General features: G+C 67.9%; 17 protein-coding genes. 11 read left to right on the top strand and 6 right to left on the bottom strand.

The features are described from left to right. Window position 1: 1 nt before the first annotated feature. The 11 genes from AB4Y79_RS04290 to AB4Y79_RS04240 all read left to right on the top strand — a co-directional run bounded on the left by AB4Y79_RS04290 (window position 2) and on the right by AB4Y79_RS04240 (window position 10,230). Complete coding sequence (locus tag AB4Y79_RS04290) at window positions 2–691, top strand: 3-oxoacid CoA-transferase subunit A (protein ID WP_441859047.1); 690 nt, start codon at window positions 2–4, stop codon at window positions 689–691. A gap of 1 nt (window position 692) precedes the next feature. Then, window positions 693–1,370, top strand: coding sequence for a 3-oxoacid CoA-transferase subunit B (locus AB4Y79_RS04285; RefSeq protein ID WP_441859045.1), 678 nt, complete (start codon window positions 693–695; stop codon window positions 1,368–1,370). Between the two features lie 24 nt (window positions 1,371–1,394). Continuing rightward, window positions 1,395–2,207: an IclR family transcriptional regulator domain-containing protein gene (locus AB4Y79_RS04280; protein WP_441859043.1), complete on the top strand. Its 813-nt coding sequence runs from the start codon at window positions 1,395–1,397 to the stop codon at window positions 2,205–2,207. A 110-nt stretch (window positions 2,208–2,317) separates the two neighbouring features. Continuing rightward, on the top strand, window positions 2,318–3,847 hold the full coding sequence (locus tag AB4Y79_RS04275; RefSeq protein WP_441859041.1) for an efflux RND transporter periplasmic adaptor subunit: 1,530 nt from the start codon (window positions 2,318–2,320) through the stop codon (window positions 3,845–3,847). After that, on the top strand, window positions 3,844–4,569 hold the full coding sequence (locus AB4Y79_RS04270; protein WP_441859039.1) for an ABC transporter ATP-binding protein: 726 nt from the start codon (window positions 3,844–3,846) through the stop codon (window positions 4,567–4,569). Before AB4Y79_RS04275 ends, AB4Y79_RS04270 begins: the two co-directional genes overlap by 4 nt. Further along, window positions 4,566–5,807 (top strand): ABC transporter permease, encoded by a 1,242-nt coding sequence (locus AB4Y79_RS04265; RefSeq protein ID WP_441859037.1) that lies wholly within the window; start codon window positions 4,566–4,568, stop codon window positions 5,805–5,807. The genes AB4Y79_RS04270 and AB4Y79_RS04265 overlap by 4 nt, the downstream gene beginning before the upstream one ends. A 7-nt stretch (window positions 5,808–5,814) precedes the next feature. After that, window positions 5,815–6,249 carry a hypothetical protein gene (locus tag AB4Y79_RS04260; RefSeq protein WP_441859035.1) on the top strand — a complete coding sequence of 145 codons (435 nt, stop codon included), beginning with the start codon at window positions 5,815–5,817 and terminating at the stop codon, window positions 6,247–6,249. Between the two features lie 128 nt (window positions 6,250–6,377). Next, on the top strand, window positions 6,378–7,559 hold the full coding sequence (locus AB4Y79_RS04255) for a Re/Si-specific NAD(P)(+) transhydrogenase subunit alpha (RefSeq protein ID WP_441859033.1): 1,182 nt from the start codon (window positions 6,378–6,380) through the stop codon (window positions 7,557–7,559). Beyond that, complete coding sequence (locus AB4Y79_RS04250; protein WP_308929327.1) at window positions 7,559–7,867, top strand: NAD(P) transhydrogenase subunit alpha; 309 nt, start codon at window positions 7,559–7,561, stop codon at window positions 7,865–7,867. Before AB4Y79_RS04255 ends, AB4Y79_RS04250 begins: the two co-directional genes overlap by 1 nt. Next, window positions 7,864–9,237: an NAD(P)(+) transhydrogenase (Re/Si-specific) subunit beta gene (locus AB4Y79_RS04245; RefSeq protein WP_441859031.1), complete on the top strand. Its 1,374-nt coding sequence runs from the start codon at window positions 7,864–7,866 to the stop codon at window positions 9,235–9,237. The genes AB4Y79_RS04250 and AB4Y79_RS04245 overlap by 4 nt, the downstream gene beginning before the upstream one ends. 72 nt (window positions 9,238–9,309) lie before the next feature. After that, window positions 9,310–10,230, top strand: a complete 921-nt coding sequence (locus tag AB4Y79_RS04240; protein WP_441859029.1) for a diacylglycerol/lipid kinase family protein — start codon at window positions 9,310–9,312, stop codon at window positions 10,228–10,230. 23 nt (window positions 10,231–10,253) lie between these two features. Here AB4Y79_RS04240 and AB4Y79_RS04235 read toward each other — a convergent pair whose 3' ends face one another. From AB4Y79_RS04235 to AB4Y79_RS04210, 6 genes are all read right to left on the bottom strand, one after another. Continuing rightward, a complete protein-coding gene (locus tag AB4Y79_RS04235; protein ID WP_441859027.1) occupies window positions 10,254–10,979 on the bottom strand; it encodes a maleate cis-trans isomerase family protein in 726 nt (241 codons plus the stop codon). Window positions 10,980–10,987: 8 nt separating this feature from the next. Then, window positions 10,988–12,412 carry an amidohydrolase family protein gene (locus tag AB4Y79_RS04230; RefSeq protein ID WP_441859025.1) on the bottom strand — a complete coding sequence of 475 codons (1,425 nt, stop codon included), beginning with the start codon at window positions 12,410–12,412 and terminating at the stop codon, window positions 10,988–10,990. A 35-nt stretch (window positions 12,413–12,447) separates the two neighbouring features. Then, a complete protein-coding gene (locus AB4Y79_RS04225; protein ID WP_441859023.1) occupies window positions 12,448–13,236 on the bottom strand; it encodes an aspartate/glutamate racemase family protein in 789 nt (262 codons plus the stop codon). Then, complete coding sequence (locus AB4Y79_RS04220; protein ID WP_308929333.1) at window positions 13,233–13,916, bottom strand: GntR family transcriptional regulator; 684 nt, start codon at window positions 13,914–13,916, stop codon at window positions 13,233–13,235. Before AB4Y79_RS04220 ends, AB4Y79_RS04225 begins: the two co-directional genes overlap by 4 nt. A gap of 80 nt (window positions 13,917–13,996) precedes the next feature. Further along, window positions 13,997–15,352: an MFS transporter gene (locus AB4Y79_RS04215; RefSeq protein ID WP_441859021.1), complete on the bottom strand. Its 1,356-nt coding sequence runs from the start codon at window positions 15,350–15,352 to the stop codon at window positions 13,997–13,999. A gap of 176 nt (window positions 15,353–15,528) precedes the next feature. Continuing rightward, the gene (locus tag AB4Y79_RS04210) at window positions 15,529–16,362 is read right to left on the bottom strand and encodes an amino acid-binding protein (RefSeq protein WP_441859019.1); all 834 of its coding nucleotides are present in this window, start codon (window positions 16,360–16,362) and stop codon (window positions 15,529–15,531) included. Between the last annotated feature and the right edge of the window lie 117 nt (window positions 16,363–16,479).

The following is a 16,479-nucleotide window of genomic DNA, read 5'->3' as shown; positions in this document are numbered from 1 at the left end:
CATGCTGAACTTTGTTGATTCGGTCCAGGAGGCCGTGGCCGGCATCAAGGACGGCTCCACCGTGATGATCGGCGGGTTCGGCAACGCCGGGCAGCCGTTCGAACTGATCGACGCGCTGCTCGAATGCGGCGCCACGGACCTGACCGTGGTGAACAACAACGCCGGCCAGGGGGACCAAGGCCTGGCCCTGCTCATCAAGGAAGGCCGGGTGAAGAAAATGATCTGCTCCTTCCCGCGGCAGTCCGATTCCTGGCACTTCGACGCCAAGTACAAAGCCGGCGAAATCGAACTCGAACTCGTCCCGCAGGGCAACCTGGCGGAGCGGATCCGCGCCGCCGGCGCCGGGATTGGCGGGTTCTTCACCCCCACGGGCTACGGCACCATGCTCGCCGAAGGCAAGGAAACCAGGATCATCGACGGCCGCGGCCAGGTCTTCGAAACCCCCATCCACGCCGATGTCGCCCTGATCAAGGCCCTCAAGGCGGACGGCAAGGGCAACCTGGTCTACCGCAAGACCGCCCGGAACTTCGGTCCCATCATGGCCGCCGCCGCCAAGCACACCATCGTCCAGGTCGCCGAGATCGTCCCCACCGGCGCGCTGGACCCTGAGAATGTGGTCACCCCGGGGATCTACGTCAACAGCATCGTCAAGGTTGCCGGCAGCGGTAACACGGCAGAAAAGGCGGCCTGAGATGAGCCTCACCGAAACCAGCACCAAAACGTCTGAAACACCCCTGGGCCGGGACGACCTCGCCCGCCTCGTGGCAAAGGACATCGCCCCGGGCTCGTTCGTGAACCTGGGGATCGGCCAGCCCACCCTGGTATCGAACTACCTCACCGAAGAACAAAACATCACCCTCCACACGGAGAACGGGATGCTCGGCATGGGCCCTGAAGCCACGGGCGACGACATTGACGAGGACCTCATCAACGCGGGCAAGACCCCCGTCACCGAACTCCCGGGTGCGTCCTACTTCCACCACGCGGACTCGTTCGCGATCATGCGCGGCGGGCACCTGGACATCTGCGTCCTGGGCGCCTTCCAAGTCTCCGCCACCGGAGACCTGGCCAACTGGCACACCGGCGCACCCGGTGCCATTCCCGCCGTCGGCGGTGCCATGGACCTCGCCACCGGCGCCAAGGACGTCTTCGTCATGATGACCCTCCTCACCCGCGAAGGGGCCTCCAAGATCGTTGAGGCCTGCACCTACCCGGTCACCGGCGTCGGCTGCGTCACCCGCGTCTACACCGACAAGGGCGTCTTCCTCACCGGTCCCGACGGCGTCACCGTCCGCGAAACCTTCGGCTGCACCCTCGAAGAACTCCAGGAACTGGTCCCCGTCCCGCTGAAAGCCGCGCCGGCCGCCTAAGGACGGCCCCTAAAATTGGTAACCATGACCGACGCCGTCCGCACAGACACCCAGGCCGCCCCGCAGGCCAGCGACCAGTACGTCCAGTCGCTGGCACGCGGCCTGGCGGTGATCCGCGCCTTCGATGCCGACCGTCCGGTGATGACCCTCACCGAGGTGGCAGGCCGGACGGGCCTGACCCGGGCCACAGCACGCCGGTTCCTGCACACCCTGGTGGAGTTGGGCTACGTGCGGACCGACGGGAAGACGTTCGCGCTGACGGCCAAGGTGCTCCAGCTGGGATACGCGTACCTTTCGGGTCTGTCACTGCCGCAGCTGGCCCAGCCGCACCTTGAGGAACTCTCCCTGAAGCTGGGGGAGTCCACCTCGGCCGCCGTGCTGGACGGTACGGACATCGCCTATGTCGCGCGGGTGACCACCCGCCGCATCATGACCATCGGGATCACGGTGGGCACCCGCTTCCCGGCGTATGCGACGTCGATGGGCCGCGTGCTGCTGGCCCACCTGCCGGCGTCGGACCTCAAGGCGTACCTGGCGGCGGCGGAGGTCAAGCCGCTGACGCCGCGCGCCCTGGGCAGCGTCCCGGAACTGCTGGCCGTGCTGGAAACCGTCCGGGCGCAGGGCTGGTGCCTGCTGGACCAGGAGCTCGAGCTGGGCCTGATGTCCGTGGCCGCCCCGGTTTATGACGGTTCCAAGGTGGTCGCGGCGGTGAACGTGTCCCTGCAGGCCCAGTCCGTGGAAGCCAAACCGGACCGGGACGCCTACCTGGCCTCGGTGGCACGGGAAATCGTGGCGACGGCGAAACTCATTTCCGCCGACCTCACCGCCCGCGGGTAGGCCCCGTTGCGGGTGGGATGAATCGGGACGGGACGACACAAAAGGTCCCATTCGCCCTGCTCCCACCATTTTCACGGCGTATCTTCAGGTGCCCCTTTTAAGGTCCAGCCATGACCTCAAAATCCCTTGTTATCAACCTGGGCCTGGGCGCCGTCATTCTGGCCCTCGGCGCAGGCACCTACCTCACGGCCACGGCGGCTGGCTCCACCACCCCGTCAGCGGCCGTGCGCACGGTAACGGTGGGCAAGGCGGCTATCTCTTCGGTGGCCACAGCTTCGGGCAATGTCGCCCCGCAAACCACCACGGTGGTCAGCGCCCAGAACTGCAGCGGCGTGATCCAATCCGTGGCAGCAACACTGGGCCAGCAGGTGACTGCCGGGCAGTTGCTGGTGTCCATCGATCCCACCAATGCCCAGAATGCCCTGAACGCGGCCCAAGCCCAGCTGGATTCGGTGACGGCCCAGGCCAACCAGCAGCAGGCATCCGCCGCCGGGCAGGTGGCTACGGCAAACCAGTCCCTGGTGAACGCCCAGCAATCCGCCGGCCTGGACTCCTCCCAGCAGTCCGCTGCGGTGTCCGCGGCCCAGAAGGCAGTGGATGCCGATAATGCTGCCGTGACCGCCGCCCAGGCCGTGCCGGTCCCCAACCCGAAGCCTGCCAACTGGACGGACCCGGTGGCGGCGGCCCAGAACCAGTTGGCCAAGGACCAGGCCGCGCTGACCCAGGCGCAAAACCAGGCTGCGTCCACCCAGCTTAAGGACAAGCAGCAGGTTGCCTCCGCCACGACTGCCTTGGGCAACGCCCAGAACGCGGCGGCCTCGGCAGGGGGCACCAACGTCACCAGCGCCCAACTCGCCGTCGATACGGACAAGGCGAACCTCGCCGCCTGCAACCTGACCTCGCCGGTGGCAGGAACCGTCACGTCGGTCGCCGCAACGGCCGGCGCGCTGACGGGGTCCTCCTCGGGTTCCTCGGCAGCTTCGTCCGGTGCCACCGCCGGCGGTGGCACCGGGGCGGCCTCGTCCGCGTCGTCCGGGGCATCGTCGCCTGCCGGGGCAAGCTCCGGCAGCGGCCTGGTCACCATCAGCGACACCGGCCACCTGCAGGTGGTTGCCGGGTTCTCCGAGTCCGACGTCACCAGCATGAAGCCGGACCAGACGGCCCAGTTCACCTTTCCCGCCCTGGCCCAGGATCCTGCCGCCGCACCCGTGACCGGCAAGGTGGTCTCCATAGCCCAGACCTCGAGCACCACCAACGGCGTGGTCACCTATCCGGTGACGGTCTCCATCGCCAATCCGCCGGCCGGGCTGCGCCTGGGCCAGAGCGCCAACATTTCGGTCACCACTGCCACAGCCGACGACGCACTGGTGGTACCCAGCCTCGCCATCACCACCACGGGGAACCGGCAGACGGTCAGCGTCCTCAAGAATGGCACGCCGACGCCGGTGACGGTCACCACCGGGATCAGCGCCAATGGGCGCACCCAGGTCCTGACCGGCGTTGCCGACGGGGACCAGGTGGAACTTCCGGCCATTTCCAGCACGCTTGACACCGGCAGCACCCCCACCGGTGGAGGATTCGGCGCCGGCGGGCTGGGCGGCGCGGGCACCCGCGGCGGTACCCGGAACGGCGGCCAGTGACCGTGGCAGCAGTCATCGAACTCTCCGGTGTCAGCAAGGTCTACGGCAAGGGTGAGGCAGAGGTGCGCGCGCTGGACAACGTGGACATCGCGATCGAGCGGGGCGACTTCGTGGCCATCATCGGAGCGTCGGGGTCCGGGAAGTCCACCATGATGAACATCATCGGGTGCCTTGACGCGCCCAGCGCCGGAAGTTACCGCTTGGACGGCATCAACACCCGGGAGCTGGACGAATACCAGCAGGCACAGATCCGCAACCGCAAGATCGGCTTTGTGTTCCAGAACTTCAACCTGATCTCCAGGACCAGTGCGGTGGACAACGTGGCCATGCCCCTCGCCTACGCCAAAGTGGGGCGCCACGAGAGGCGCAGCCGCGCCCTGGCCATGCTGGATACCGTGGGGTTGTCCAGTCGTGCAGGCCACAAGCCGTCGCAGCTGTCGGGCGGCCAGCAGCAGCGCGTGGCCATCGCCAGGGCCTTGGTGACCAACCCGGTGCTCCTGCTGGCCGATGAGCCCACGGGAGCGCTGGACTCGCGGTCCTCGGCGGAGATCCTGGACCTCTTCGGGAACCTGCACGCCAGCGGACGGACCATCGTGATGATCACGCACGAAATGGACGTCGCCGAGCGGGCCGGCCGGGTGGTGCGGATGCAGGACGGCAGGATCGTCTCCGATGTCCGGCAGCAGCCGGTGACCGCAAGAACCTTCGCGGTGGCGCCGTGAACCTCCTCGAATCGGCGCGGTTCGCCCTGTCCGGGGTGGCCGCCAACAAGATGCGTTCAGTACTCACCACGCTGGGGATCCTGATCGGCATTGCCGCCGTCATTATCCTGCTCGCGGTCGGGGCGGGGACCAGCAACAACATCAAAGCCCAGATCGGCAAGCTGGGCACCAACGTCCTCACCGTCAGCCGTTCCACCAGCGTGGGCGGACGCAGCACGGGCGGCCAGGCCGGCGCAAGCCGCACCCGCAGCACCAACCTCACGCTCGGCGACGAGCATGCCCTCACGGATGCAGTCCTGGCCCCCGATGTGGCCCGCACGGCGCCGATCGTCCAGGCGCAGGGCGTCACCGCAACGTACACCAGCGCCACCCACTCCGTTGCGAGCTTCCTCGGGACCACATCCTCGTACTTCGATATCACCAACAGCACCATGGCGTCCGGGGCGTCCTTCACCGAAGCCGACCAGCAGGCAGGCAACCCGGTGGCAGTCATCGGAAACACGGTGGCCAGCGACCTCTTCGGCGCCGCCACCAGTTCCGCGGTGGGGCAGACCATCCAGCTGAACGGCCAGAACTTCACGGTGTCCGGCGTGCTCGCGGTCAAAGGTTCCACCGGCCTGAACGATCCCGATGACATCGTGGTGGTGCCGTTCGCCGCCGCGCAGAACAAGTTCACCGGCTACGCGCCCACGCTGGCGTCGATCACGGTGCAGGCTGCCTCCGCGGACGTCATGAACCAGGCGCAAAACGAGATCCAGATGATCCTGGACGCCCGCCACCACGTTGACTCCACCAACCGGGACTACCAGGTCCGCAACCAGGCGCAGATCCTCACCACCGCCACCAACACCACCCAGACACTGACCATCCTGCTCGGGGCGGTGGCGGCTATCAGCCTCCTGGTCGGCGGGATCGGCGTCATGAACATCATGCTGGTCACCGTGACGGAACGTACCCGGGAAATCGGCATCAGGAAGGCCATCGGCGCGTCCAGGGGCAGCATCGTGACGCAGTTCCTGATCGAATCCCTGGTGATCTCGGTGATCGGCGGGGTGGCCGGGATCGCCGTCGGCTTTGCGGGCAGCGCATTCCCCGTGCTCGGCGTCCAACCCGAGGTGCAGGCCTGGACAGTCTGGCTGTCCCTGGCGGTTTCGGCCGTCATTGGACTGGTTTTTGGGGTCTACCCAGCCAACAAGGCCGCGAAACTGCGGCCCATCGATGCCCTCCGCTATGAATAGGAAACCCGTGAACAGCTCCAGCCCCTACAGCCCCTACAGCCCGGACACCGCTGCCGTCACCGAAGCGCTGCCGGCTCCCGTTCCCCTGACGCCCCCCGGCGAGGACCACGGGCCCTTCCCGGGCCAGCCGGCCGAGGTCCAGGCCAACGACGAGCCCTATATTCCCAGGAAGCGGTACACGCCCGGCCGCACCACGAAGATCCTGGCCTGCGTCCTGCTGGTGGTGGCAGGGTTCTTCGGCGGCTCGATGGTGCAGAAGCAGCTTGACCTGGGCGCCCGGGCCGGCCGGACCAACGTGGGCAACTTCCAGGGAACCAATGGCCGCGCAGGGGCCGGAACCGGCAACAACCCAGGCACCCAAACGCCCGGCCAGGGACGCCGCGGCGGCAACAACGGTGCTACCGCCCCGGCCGCCGCGCCCACGGGTGCAGCCGGCCAGTAAGGCGTCCGGTAACTCTTTGCCATCCAAGCCGGCCGCCCTACTCCCGCCGCGGCTCGCAGGGCTCTAGACTCAAGCCAACTGCATGCAGCAGAGCCGCTGCAACGCCCTTCAGGAAGAGGAGTCTGCGGGTGAAACTGGGCATTCCGCGGGAACGGCGTGAGGGGGAGCGGCGCGTGGCCGCCACTCCGGACACCGTCAGGCAGCTGACCGGAATGGGCCTGGATGTCCTGCTCGAAACCGGGGCCGGGACCGCCGCAGGCCACTCCGACCATGATTACCGGCAGGCGGGCGCGGCAGTAGTCCCGGAACTGGACCTGGGCGCCGTCGACATCCTGGCCCACGTCCGCCCGCTGGACCCGGACACCGCTGCGGCGTTGAAACGGGGAGCCGTCGCCGTGGGGCTCGGGTCGCCGTCGTCCGAACTGCCCACGGTGCTGGCGCTCGCGGACAACGGAATCACCTCCTTCGCCCTGGAGCTGGTGCCCCGCATTTCCCGGGCCCAGTCCATGGATGCACTGACGTCGCAGGCACTGGTGGCCGGCTACCGCTGCGTGCTCGAAGCGGCCATCAGGCTGCCCCGGTTCTTTCCGTTGTACATGACCGCCGCCGGGACCATCCCGCCGGCCCGCGTCCTGGTCCTCGGTGCCGGTGTGGCAGGCCTGCAGGCCATTGGGACGGCAAAGCGGCTGGGAGCCAGGGTTTTCGCCAACGACATCCGGCCCGCCTCCGCTGACGAGGTGGCCTCCATGGGCGGCACCTTCATCCGGCTGGACCTTGAAACGGCGGAAGCGGCCGGCGGCTACGCCCGGCAGCTGGACACCGACGCCGGCACCAGGCAGCGCCAGCTGCTGGCACCGCACGTCGCCCAATCGGACGTTTTGATCACGACGGCGGCCGTCCCCGGCCGTCCCGCGCCCCTCCTGGTGACCCGCGAGATGGTGCAGGGCATGCGCCCGGGATCGGTCGTCGTCGACCTCGCCGCGGAGTCCGGCGGGAACGTGGAGGGATCCGTGCCCGGCCAGGACATCCCCATCCCCACCGCCGACGGGTCCGGACACATCACCCTGGTGGGCCTGAAGGACCCGGCCTCGGCGATGGCGTCCGACGCCTCCCGCCTGTACGCCAAGAACGTAGCCAACCTGCTGGCGCTGATGGTCCGGGACGGCACGCTGGCCCTGGATTTCGGCGATGAAGTGGTGGCCGGAGCCTGCCTGACCCACGACGGCGTGGTGCGGCACCAGCCAACCGCAGACCTTCTGGCGGCACGGACCGGCGCAGCAGCCGTGGCCCGGCAGGACGGAGCACTCTGATGGACGGGACAGCCCTGCTGACCATTACGGTGCTGGCGGTGTTCGTCGGCTTCGAAGTGGTGTCCAAGGTCTCCAGCACCCTGCACACGCCGCTGATGTCCGGCGCGAACGCCATCCACGGGATCATCCTGGTGGGTGCCATCATCGTGGCCGGCCAGGCAGCGGACCCGTGGGTCCTGGCGGTGGCGCTGCTCGCCGTCGTCCTCGCCACCGCCAACCTGGTGGGCGGGTTCGTGGTGACGGACCGGATGCTGCACATGTTCCACGCGAAAAAGGACGCCGGGCAGCCCAAGGCCGGCAGCAAATGAGCATCCTCGATCCCGTCTGGACCGCCCTGCTGTACCTGGCCGCCGCGGTCTTCTTCATCCTGGCGCTGCGGGGACTCAGTTCACCCCGGACCGCCCGCCGCGGAAACCTGGTGGGCGCGCTGGGTGCCGTGATCGCCGTCGTGACGGTCTTCCTGTCCGCCCGGCTCGACAACGTCCCGTGGATCATGGGTGCCATCGTGGTGGGCTCCGCCGTGGCCGCCCCGGTGGCCCGGCGGGTCCGGATGACGCAGATGCCGCAGCTGGTGGCCCTGTTCAACGGGGTGGGCGGCGGTGCTGCCGCCCTGGTGGCCCTCCTGGAACTGGGCCACACCGGGGATCCCTGGGTCCGCGTGGCCATCGTTTTCACGCTCCTGGTGGGGGCCGTTTCGTTTGCCGGCTCAGGCATCACCTTCGCCAAGCTGCAGGAGCTGATGACCACCCGGCCGGTGGTGTTCCCAGGGCTCCCCGTGGTGATGTCGGTGGTGCTGCTGGCGGCGGTGGCCTCCGGCGTCGCGGTTGCCCTTTCAGGTTCGCTGCCCCTTGCCGTCCTGCTGCTGGTCCTGGGTCTCGCCGCCGGCGTGCTGCTGGTGCTGCCCGTGGGCGGCGCAGACGTGCCCATCGTCATCTCGCTGCTGAACGCCTTCACCGGCCTGGCCGTCGCGGCGTCCGGCGTGGTGCTGGGCAACGTCCTGCTGGTGGTGGCCGGCACCCTCGTGGGCGCCTCGGGCACCATCCTCACCCGCGCCATGGCAGCGGCCATGGGCCGGAGCGTTGCGGGCATCCTGTTCGGCGCGTTCCGCGGAGGTTCGACGGCGGGATCCACGGCAGTGAGCGAGCGTCCGGTCCGCTCGTCCTCACCGGAAGATGTGGCGGTCCTGTTGGGCTATGCCCAGCGCGTGATCATCGTCCCGGGCTACGGCCTGGCGGTGGCCCAGGGGCAGCACACTGCCGCCGAACTGGCGCTGGCCCTGGAAGCCCGCGGCATCCAGGTGGATTTCGCCATCCACCCGGTAGCCGGCCGCATGCCCGGGCACATGAACGTACTGCTGGCGGAGGCCAACGTGCCCTACGAATCGCTCAAGGAAATGGGCGAGATCAACCCGGAGTTCAAGACCACGGACGTTGCCCTGGTGGTGGGTGCCAATGACGTGGTGAACCCGGCGGCCAAGACGTCCTCCGGGTCGCCGATCTACGGGATGCCCATCCTGGAAGTGGCGGAGGCGCGGCAGGTGGTGTTCCTGAAGCGTTCCATGCGCCCCGGTTTCGCCGGCATCGAGAACGAGCTCCTGTACGAGCCGCAGACGTCCCTGCTGTTCGGCGATGCCAAGGAGTCCCTGGCCCAGGTGCTCGGCGCCGTCAAGGCACTGTAGGCGCGGAACTGCCGCTGCGACGGGTTACCCTTCTTTCAACAGCCTGCTTGCTTTCCACCATCAGAGGACGCCATGACTGACGCCAGCTCCACTTCCCCCAAACGTGCCGCCATCATTGTCAATCCTGCCAAGCCGGTGGATTTCGACGTGCGGGGCCTGGTGGCCAAGCACTGCGTCGAGAACGGCTGGGGCGAGCCCATCTGGCTGGAGACCACCAAGGAGGACCCGGGCGTCGGCCAGGCAAAGGAAGCCCTGGCGCAGGGCGCGGACGTGGTCATTGCGGCCGGCGGCGACGGTACCGTGCGGTGCGTCGCCGAGGTCTTGTCCGGCGGCGACACCCCCATGGGCCTGCTGCCCCTGGGGACCGGGAACCTGCTGGCGCGCAACCTGGGCATGGACGTGACCGATTACGACGGCGCCATGGCCGGCGCCCTGACCGGGGCCGAGCGGAAGATCGATGTGGTACGCGCCAAGCGCAGTGACCCGGACCAGGACCAGCTCTTCCTGGTCATGGCCGGCATGGGCTACGACGCCACCATCATGGGCGACACCAACGAGGACCTGAAGGACAAAGTGGGCTGGCTGGCCTACGTGGACGCCGGCATCCGGAACCTGCCCGGCAAGCCCGTGAAGGCAACCGTTGCGATTGACGGGAACACCGTTGTGCACCGCGGTGTGCGCAGCGTGATGGTGGGCAACTGCGGCAAGGTCCAGGGCGGCCTGGAAATCTTCCCCGACGCCAAGATCGACGACGGCCTGCTGGACATTGCCGTCCTGGCACCCCACCACGGCAAGCTCGGCTGGCTGTCGGTGCTGGCGGGCATCATCGGCAAGGGCCGGAACCGGGATACGGCGGTGGAGTACTTCCAGGGCAAGACGGTTGAGATCACCCTGGAGCACAAGGACGACTACCAGCTGGACGGGGACCACGAGGGCGAGGGCAAGCACGTGCTGATGAGCATCGAGCCGGGCGCCCTGACCCTGCGGATGTAAGTCCCCCGCCAGGGGCAGGCCCGCTACGCCAGGAGCCTGCCCCAGCGCGGATCCAGCAGCGGCGCGCCCGCCAGTTTCAGCGCGTGCCAGAGGGTGACCGCCACGGAATCAAGGACCGGGACCCCGGTGCCCGCCTCGATCTCCTCGGTGATGTTTGCCCCGTAAAGGTTGGTGCACAGGTACACCAGGGCGTCGGGCGCGGTGGCGGCGAGTTCCCGCGATCCCGGCAGCATCTCCTCTTCGGTGACCCTGGCGAATGATTCGTTGTCGCTGAGCCCGAGTGCCCGGTGGTCCACGGTTTTGATGCCTTCGTGCTCGTAGGATGCGATGACCTGGTGGTTCACGTCCTCCGTATAGGGGGTGAAGAGGCCGATCCGTTCGGTGCCGAAGGTCCGGAACGCCTCAAGGTAGGCCAGCGTGGAAGTGGTGGCGGGGATGCCGGTGGCGCCGGTAATTTCTTCAGCCAGCTCCCGGTCGTGGGCCGATCCCAGCCACGAACCTGAGGTGCCGTTCCAGGCAATCACGTCCACGTCCGCCGTCGCCAGCAGTCCTGCGGCCTCCCGCATGACGGCGGGGTCGAACTGGCGGTTGGCGGAATCGTCCAGGGCGATCCGGGTGACGGGGATCCGGGTGAAATGGACGGTGACGTTGGTCCGGCCGCCGAGGATGCGGTAGGTCTGCGGCTCAAGGCACGTATTCGAGGACGGCACGATCATGCCGATGCGGCGGGGGCGTGTGGTTGCAGGCATGGAAACTCCTAGAAGGCGGCGGCGTGCGCGACGCCGGCGGGAAGGGACTGGTGCTCGCGGAAGCCGTTGCGGTTGATGAACCGGCCCGCGGCGCCGGGATCGTGGAAGCCGTCCGGGTCCAGGACTACGCGGCCGTTGGAGACCACGACGGCGGGCCAGCCCGTCAGTGCCTTCCCGTCAAAGGGTGAGAAGTCCGTACCCATGTGCAGGGCTGCGCCGTTCACCGTGCGTTCCTCGGCGGGATCGAAAACCACCAGGTCGGCGTCGAATCCCTCGGCGATGCGGCCTTTGCCGGGGAGCGCGTTGATGCGGGCCGGGCCGGCGGCGAACGCCTCGACGAACTGCTCCACGGAGGCTCCGGCGGACGTCATCGCGGTGAAGGCGACAGGCATCCGGGTCTCCACCCCCGGCAGCCCGTGGGGCATGGCCCGGACGTCGTCGGTGCGCTCGCGCTTCTGGGACAAGTCGTAGCAGGAGTGGTCAGAGGACATGGTGTGGATGGCTCCGGATGCAAGCCGTTCCTTGAGGGCGGCGACGGTCTCGGCGCTGCGCATGGGCGGGCAGCACGCGAACCATTCGGGAAAGGTTGAGGCGTAGACGGTGTCGTCCAGGGTGACGTAGTGCGGGCAGGTTTCGGAGTACGCCTGGAGCCCGCGCTCCCGTGCCTCCGAGACCAGGTCCACGGCTCCGGGCGTGGATTGATGGACAAAGTAGACGGGTGCGCCGGTGTATTCGGCCATGGCCAGGGTTTCCTGCACCGAGATCTCCTCGGCCAGTTCCGGCCGCGTCCGGTGCAGGTGTTCGATGCCGATCCTGCCGTCCTGGGCGTGCTGTTCGGTGCAGTCGGCAATGATCGGATCGTGCTCGGCGTGGATGTAGGCCAGGCCGTCCAGCCGGACCAGTTCGCGCATGACCTTCAGGATGGTGTCTCCGTCGGCCATGGTGGTGCCGCGGTTGGTGGTGTACATCTTCACGGAGCGCACGCCCTCGGCGGCAAGCTGCTCCAGCTGCCATGGGATGGTTTCGTCCCAGCTGACCACTGCCCCGTGGAGGGCCACGTCGCAGCGGGATTCGGTGGCGAGTTCCTTCTTGTGCAGGACGGCGGCCAGCGGGGTTTCCTGGGCATCCCGGGGGATCCCGAAGTCAATGATGGTGGTGGTGCCGCCCCACAGTGCCGCGGTGGACGTGGTCCGGTAGTCGTCAAGTGTCCGGAAGCGTCCGGTGACCTGGGCGACGTGGCAGTGTCCATCAACGCCGCCTGGGATGACGAGTTTGCCGGTGGCGTCGATGGTACGGCCGGCAGCGGGGACCGGCTGGTCAACGTCGATGAGGGCGGCGATGCGGCCCCCCTGCACCACGATGTGGGCGTCCTGGCGGCCAAAGCTGTTGACGATCGTGGCGTTGGCAATGACAAGTTCTGGCTGGTGGGACATCGGTGTCCTCCTTGTGGGCGTGGTGGCGGCTGGCTTTAGGCGGCAGGCTGTGGCGTACCGGCATGCTCCTGGCGCGCCGCAAGGGCTGCGTCCAGGTTGCCGGAGAGGCCTTTTCGGTCCTTCGCCGGGGGAGGGGCGAACGCGCCGGCGCGGTGCTGTCCGGACTGCAGCCCCGCCACCGCTTCGGCCATGCGGATGCCGGCGGAGATGCCGTCAACCACCGGTACGGGGATCTGACCGTTGAGTTCGCGGGCCAGTCCGGCCAGCGGGGCGCCGGCGAGGATGACGACGTCGGCCCCGTCCTCTGCCACGGCCTGCCGGCTGAGTGCCAGCAGGGTTTCCTTGAAGTCCTGCTGGACGGAGCCGATGCTGGGGAGGGAGTCGTTGATGGAACGGATGGAGGCCAGCCGGCCTGCCAGCCCGAAGCGTTCCACGCACTCGCGGTACCAGGGTTTGATCCGGTCCGAGATGGCGATGATGGAGAAGCGGTGGCCCTGCAGCGCCGCCGCGCACAGTGCGGCTTCGGTGATGCCGATGACGGGTACGTCGGCCAGTTCCTTCAGGGCGGGCATGCCGGGGTCGCCGAAGGCTGCCACCACGATGGCGTCAACCGGGTCCGCGCCGGGGCGGGTGTGTTCGGCGACGATTTCGGCGACGGCGCCGGCTGCGATGAGGGACTCGAACCGGGTTTCGATGTACTCGACGCCGTGGCCGGCGGTCCGGACCAGCAGCCGGGTGCCGGGGGCGGCGGATCGGAGCGCCTCGGATTCGATCAGGGCCGTGACGTCGGCGCTGATGTTGGGGTTGATGACCAGGAGTTTCATTTTCTCTTCCGGTGGAATTCTGGTTCGGTTTTCTGGAAGTCCTCGGGGAACTGTTCCCGGTACTTCCCGATGTGGGAGGCGGATTGGGCGGCCGCAAGGTCAGGGTCGCCGCTGGCAATGGCGGCGTAAAGCTCACGGTGTTCGCGGATGAGTTCGGGCAGGTCGCTGACGTGCCGGAACAGCCAGTGCATCCGGCCCTGCAGGGGTTCCAGGGCGGACTTGAGGAAGTTGTTGTCCGCGATGCCGGTGATGGCGTCGTGGAACTCGCTGTTGGAGCGGTGCGCTTCCATCACCGCTCCCTTGGCCAGGAAACTTTCGGCGTTGTCCAGCAGTCCCTTGAGGTAGGCGAGGTCGTCTGCGGTGGCCCGCCTGGCGGCGAGCCGGCAGGCCAGCACCTCGAGGGACTGCCGGACGTCGAAGAGGTCCTCCACGTCTTTGGGGCTGAGGCTGCTTACTTCCGCACCGCGGGCGCCGCGGTCGCTGATGAGGCCTTCCTGGCGGAGCATGCGGAGGGCTTCGCGGACCGGCAGCCGGGAGACGGAGAATTCGGCGGCAAGGTCGCGTTCCACCAGCCGCGTGCCGGGAGCGTAGTGCCCTTCGAAAATGCGGGTGCGGAGGGTGTCCCGGACGGTCTCGCGGAGGGGGCGGTCCTTGTCCTGGGTCTCTTCTGCGGTCAGCATGATGCTCCATTTTCGATTCGTGTGCGGCACTGCTCCCGGCTGCGGGGGCGTGGTTTGCAGGTTTCCCTGCGAGGGCCAGCTTAGACAGGAAGACGCTTGTTGTAGTTCAGGGTGAGGACCGATGCGCCCATGATTACCGCGGAACCCACGAAGTACAGCAAGGCCCAGGTGTAGGACCCGGTGGCCCCGACGATCAGGCCGACGACGATCGGGGTCACGAAGCCGGAGATGTTGCCGCTGAGGTTCATGGCGCCGCCCAGGACGCCTGCGTTGGTGCGGCCGCCGAGGATGGAGGGGATGCTCCAGAACAGGCCCACCCAGCGCAGGAAGAACAGGACGAGCGAGAGCAGGACGACGGCGGTGGTGGCATCCGGGACTACCGTGACGCCCACCAGGCCACCCACCACCACGGCGCTGGAGATGCCGAGGAGGGTGCGCATCACCAGGTTGGCGGAGGCGCCGGTGGCCCGCCATTTGTCGGCAATGGTGCCGCCGATGATTTCGCCTACGAACCCGGCACCGAAGATCACCAGGGTGGACCAGCCGATGGTCTTCAGGTCGAATCCCTTGGCCTGTGCCAGGTACAGCGGCCCCCAGGTCAGCAGGCCGTAGAAGACTCCGTTGAATCCGAGCCAGCCCAGGCACATGGCCCAGAAGGAACGGAATTTGAGGTAGGGGAGCAGGCCGCGTTTGCCCGTGCTGCCGTCCATGGTGGCTTCGGCATCCTCGGCGGCGTGTGAGGCTTCGATGTAGGACGCTTCCGCTTCGTTGACGGCGCGGTGGTCGCGGGGGTTGTCCCGGACGTACCACCAGACGGCGAGTCCCATGAGGACGGTGGCGGCACCGGCGATGACGAAGGACCAGCGCCAGCTGCCGGTGGTGGCAATCAGGCCGGCAATGATGATGCCGCCAAGTCCGGCGCCCAGGGGTGCGCCGGCGTCCAGGATGGTGGCGCCGCGGCCGCGTTCGGACCGGTGCATCCAGATGGCGTTCAGTTTGCCGCCGGCGGGCATTACGCCGGCTTCGGTCACGCCGATCCCGAGCCGGGCAATGAACATGCTCAGGAATCCGCCGGCCATGCCGGAGGCTGCCGTGGCGGCGCCCCAGCCGAGGCAGGACGCGGTCATCACCTTGCGCGGGCCGAACTTGTCGATCAGCCAGCCGACCGGCACCTGCATCAGGGCGTAGGTCCAGAAGAAGGCGGACAGCAGCAGGCCCACCATTTCAGGGGCGAGGTTGAATTCTTTTTGGATGATGGGCAATGCCACCGAGATGGAGCCCCGGTCGATGTAGTTGACGGACACCAGGACCAGGAGCAGCAGGAAGAGCCGCCACCGGACGGCGCTGCGACGTTGCAGGCCGTCCTTCCGGGGCTCGTCGGGGTGGGAAGTGGATTCGGCGGCTGGCGCCGTTGTTTCAGCGTTTGGGACGGACACAGCTTCTCCTTCACGGGGAAGTTCACGAATGGGGAGTATTCGGGTTTGGGATCCCAATTTGGGATCCCAAAAACAAAGGTAGAAGTGACTCCCGCCACTGTCAAGGGTTTTTTGCCCGGCAGCGTCCAGCGGCTCCTGCAAACGGATTGTGACTGGTGCCCGCGCCGCGCGGACCGCTACAGGGAGGAGTCTGTGTGCCGGTGGGACAGCGTTTCGGCCAGCTCGGCGAGCCGGTGGGCCCGCGCTGACTCGGCCGGGGTGAACGGTTCGCCGGGGCGGGAAAAGGTGATGGGCCCGTGCCATGCCGTGGGGATCTTCAGGCGTGTCCCGTCGTCGGCTGCTGCCCCGCCGTCCTGCGGCGGCACGATCTGTGCGTGCAGCAGCTCGGCCACCGCCAATGGCAGTTCGTCAGGCGCGGCCGCGATCCTCGCCGCCAGGCTGAGCGCCTTCGTCTGGCCATCGGCCATGGCCAGGGAGGTGGTGGGCCACACGTGCGAATGGCTGCCGCCGCCGTCGTGCAGCGCTGCCAGTAACTCGCGCTCGCCCACCTCCCCGGGGACCGAGAGGACGAATTCATCCAGGACTCCGGCCGGAGCCGGGTGCACGTGCAGTCCCAGGATGTTGGCATCCAACCTGGCCAGTGCCCGGGTCATTCTCTGCAGGGAGCCCGGGTTGTCCGCCAGGAGCGTCCGCGCCCGCCAGAGCGCCGGGGCCGCCGCCAGCTGGCGGCGGTGCCTCAGCGCCGGCGCATGGAGCCAGTTGCGCAGGATCCTCGCCGCTGACGGTTCGGCCACCCAAATCACCAGGACCGTGGCCGTGAAGGTCAGGACCAGCACCTTGGCCACATAGGGAAGGTGGGTCTCCACCACCAGGGCATGGACCAGCAGCTCGATGGGCAGCATCACGGCCACGTTGGCCACAGTGAGCCGCGCCTTGTGCGGCTCCGGCATGCGGCCGCAGACCTCGCAGCTCAGGTCGGCAGCGGGCGTGTTGTGCGGAGGGCGCTTCATGACTCAAGCATCACGGGGTGCTGTTTCCGCTGCGTTGCCTCCCGATTCCATTCATGGGAACGTGCCGGGCGTTCGCGGCGCCTCCGCCGTAGGATTTACCAGGAACGTCAGCGCGGC

Source organism: Pseudarthrobacter sp. YAF2 (assembly GCF_052113345.1).
GTDB lineage: Bacteria > Actinomycetota > Actinomycetes > Actinomycetales > Micrococcaceae > Arthrobacter.
The sequence above is the reverse complement of the archived record's forward strand: the minus strand, read 5'-3'. Positions and strand labels throughout refer to the sequence as shown.

What these genes read in the sequence shown, in the direction of transcription:
- AB4Y79_RS04275 (WP_441859041.1), top strand. Translation starts at nt 2,318, where the DNA reads ATGACCTCAAAATCCCTTGTTATCAACCTGGGCCTGGGCGCCGTCATT.
- AB4Y79_RS04210 (WP_441859019.1), bottom strand. Translation starts at nt 16,362, where the DNA reads ATGAAGCGCCCTCCGCACAACACGCCCGCTGCCGACCTGAGCTGCGAG.
- AB4Y79_RS04235 (WP_441859027.1), bottom strand. Translation starts at nt 10,979, where the DNA reads ATGCCTGCAACCACACGCCCCCGCCGCATCGGCATGATCGTGCCGTCC.
- AB4Y79_RS04220 (WP_308929333.1), bottom strand. Translation starts at nt 13,916, where the DNA reads ATGCTGACCGCAGAAGAGACCCAGGACAAGGACCGCCCCCTCCGCGAG.
- AB4Y79_RS04280 (WP_441859043.1), top strand. Translation starts at nt 1,395, where the DNA reads ATGACCGACGCCGTCCGCACAGACACCCAGGCCGCCCCGCAGGCCAGC.
- AB4Y79_RS04285 (WP_441859045.1), top strand. Translation starts at nt 693, where the DNA reads ATGAGCCTCACCGAAACCAGCACCAAAACGTCTGAAACACCCCTGGGC.
- AB4Y79_RS04245 (WP_441859031.1), top strand. Translation starts at nt 7,864, where the DNA reads ATGAGCATCCTCGATCCCGTCTGGACCGCCCTGCTGTACCTGGCCGCC.
- AB4Y79_RS04290 (WP_441859047.1), top strand. Translation starts at nt 2, where the DNA reads ATGCTGAACTTTGTTGATTCGGTCCAGGAGGCCGTGGCCGGCATCAAG.
- AB4Y79_RS04240 (WP_441859029.1), top strand. Translation starts at nt 9,310, where the DNA reads ATGACTGACGCCAGCTCCACTTCCCCCAAACGTGCCGCCATCATTGTC.
- AB4Y79_RS04225 (WP_441859023.1), bottom strand. Translation starts at nt 13,236, where the DNA reads ATGAAACTCCTGGTCATCAACCCCAACATCAGCGCCGACGTCACGGCC.
- AB4Y79_RS04230 (WP_441859025.1), bottom strand. Translation starts at nt 12,412, where the DNA reads ATGTCCCACCAGCCAGAACTTGTCATTGCCAACGCCACGATCGTCAAC.
- AB4Y79_RS04250 (WP_308929327.1), top strand. Translation starts at nt 7,559, where the DNA reads ATGGACGGGACAGCCCTGCTGACCATTACGGTGCTGGCGGTGTTCGTC.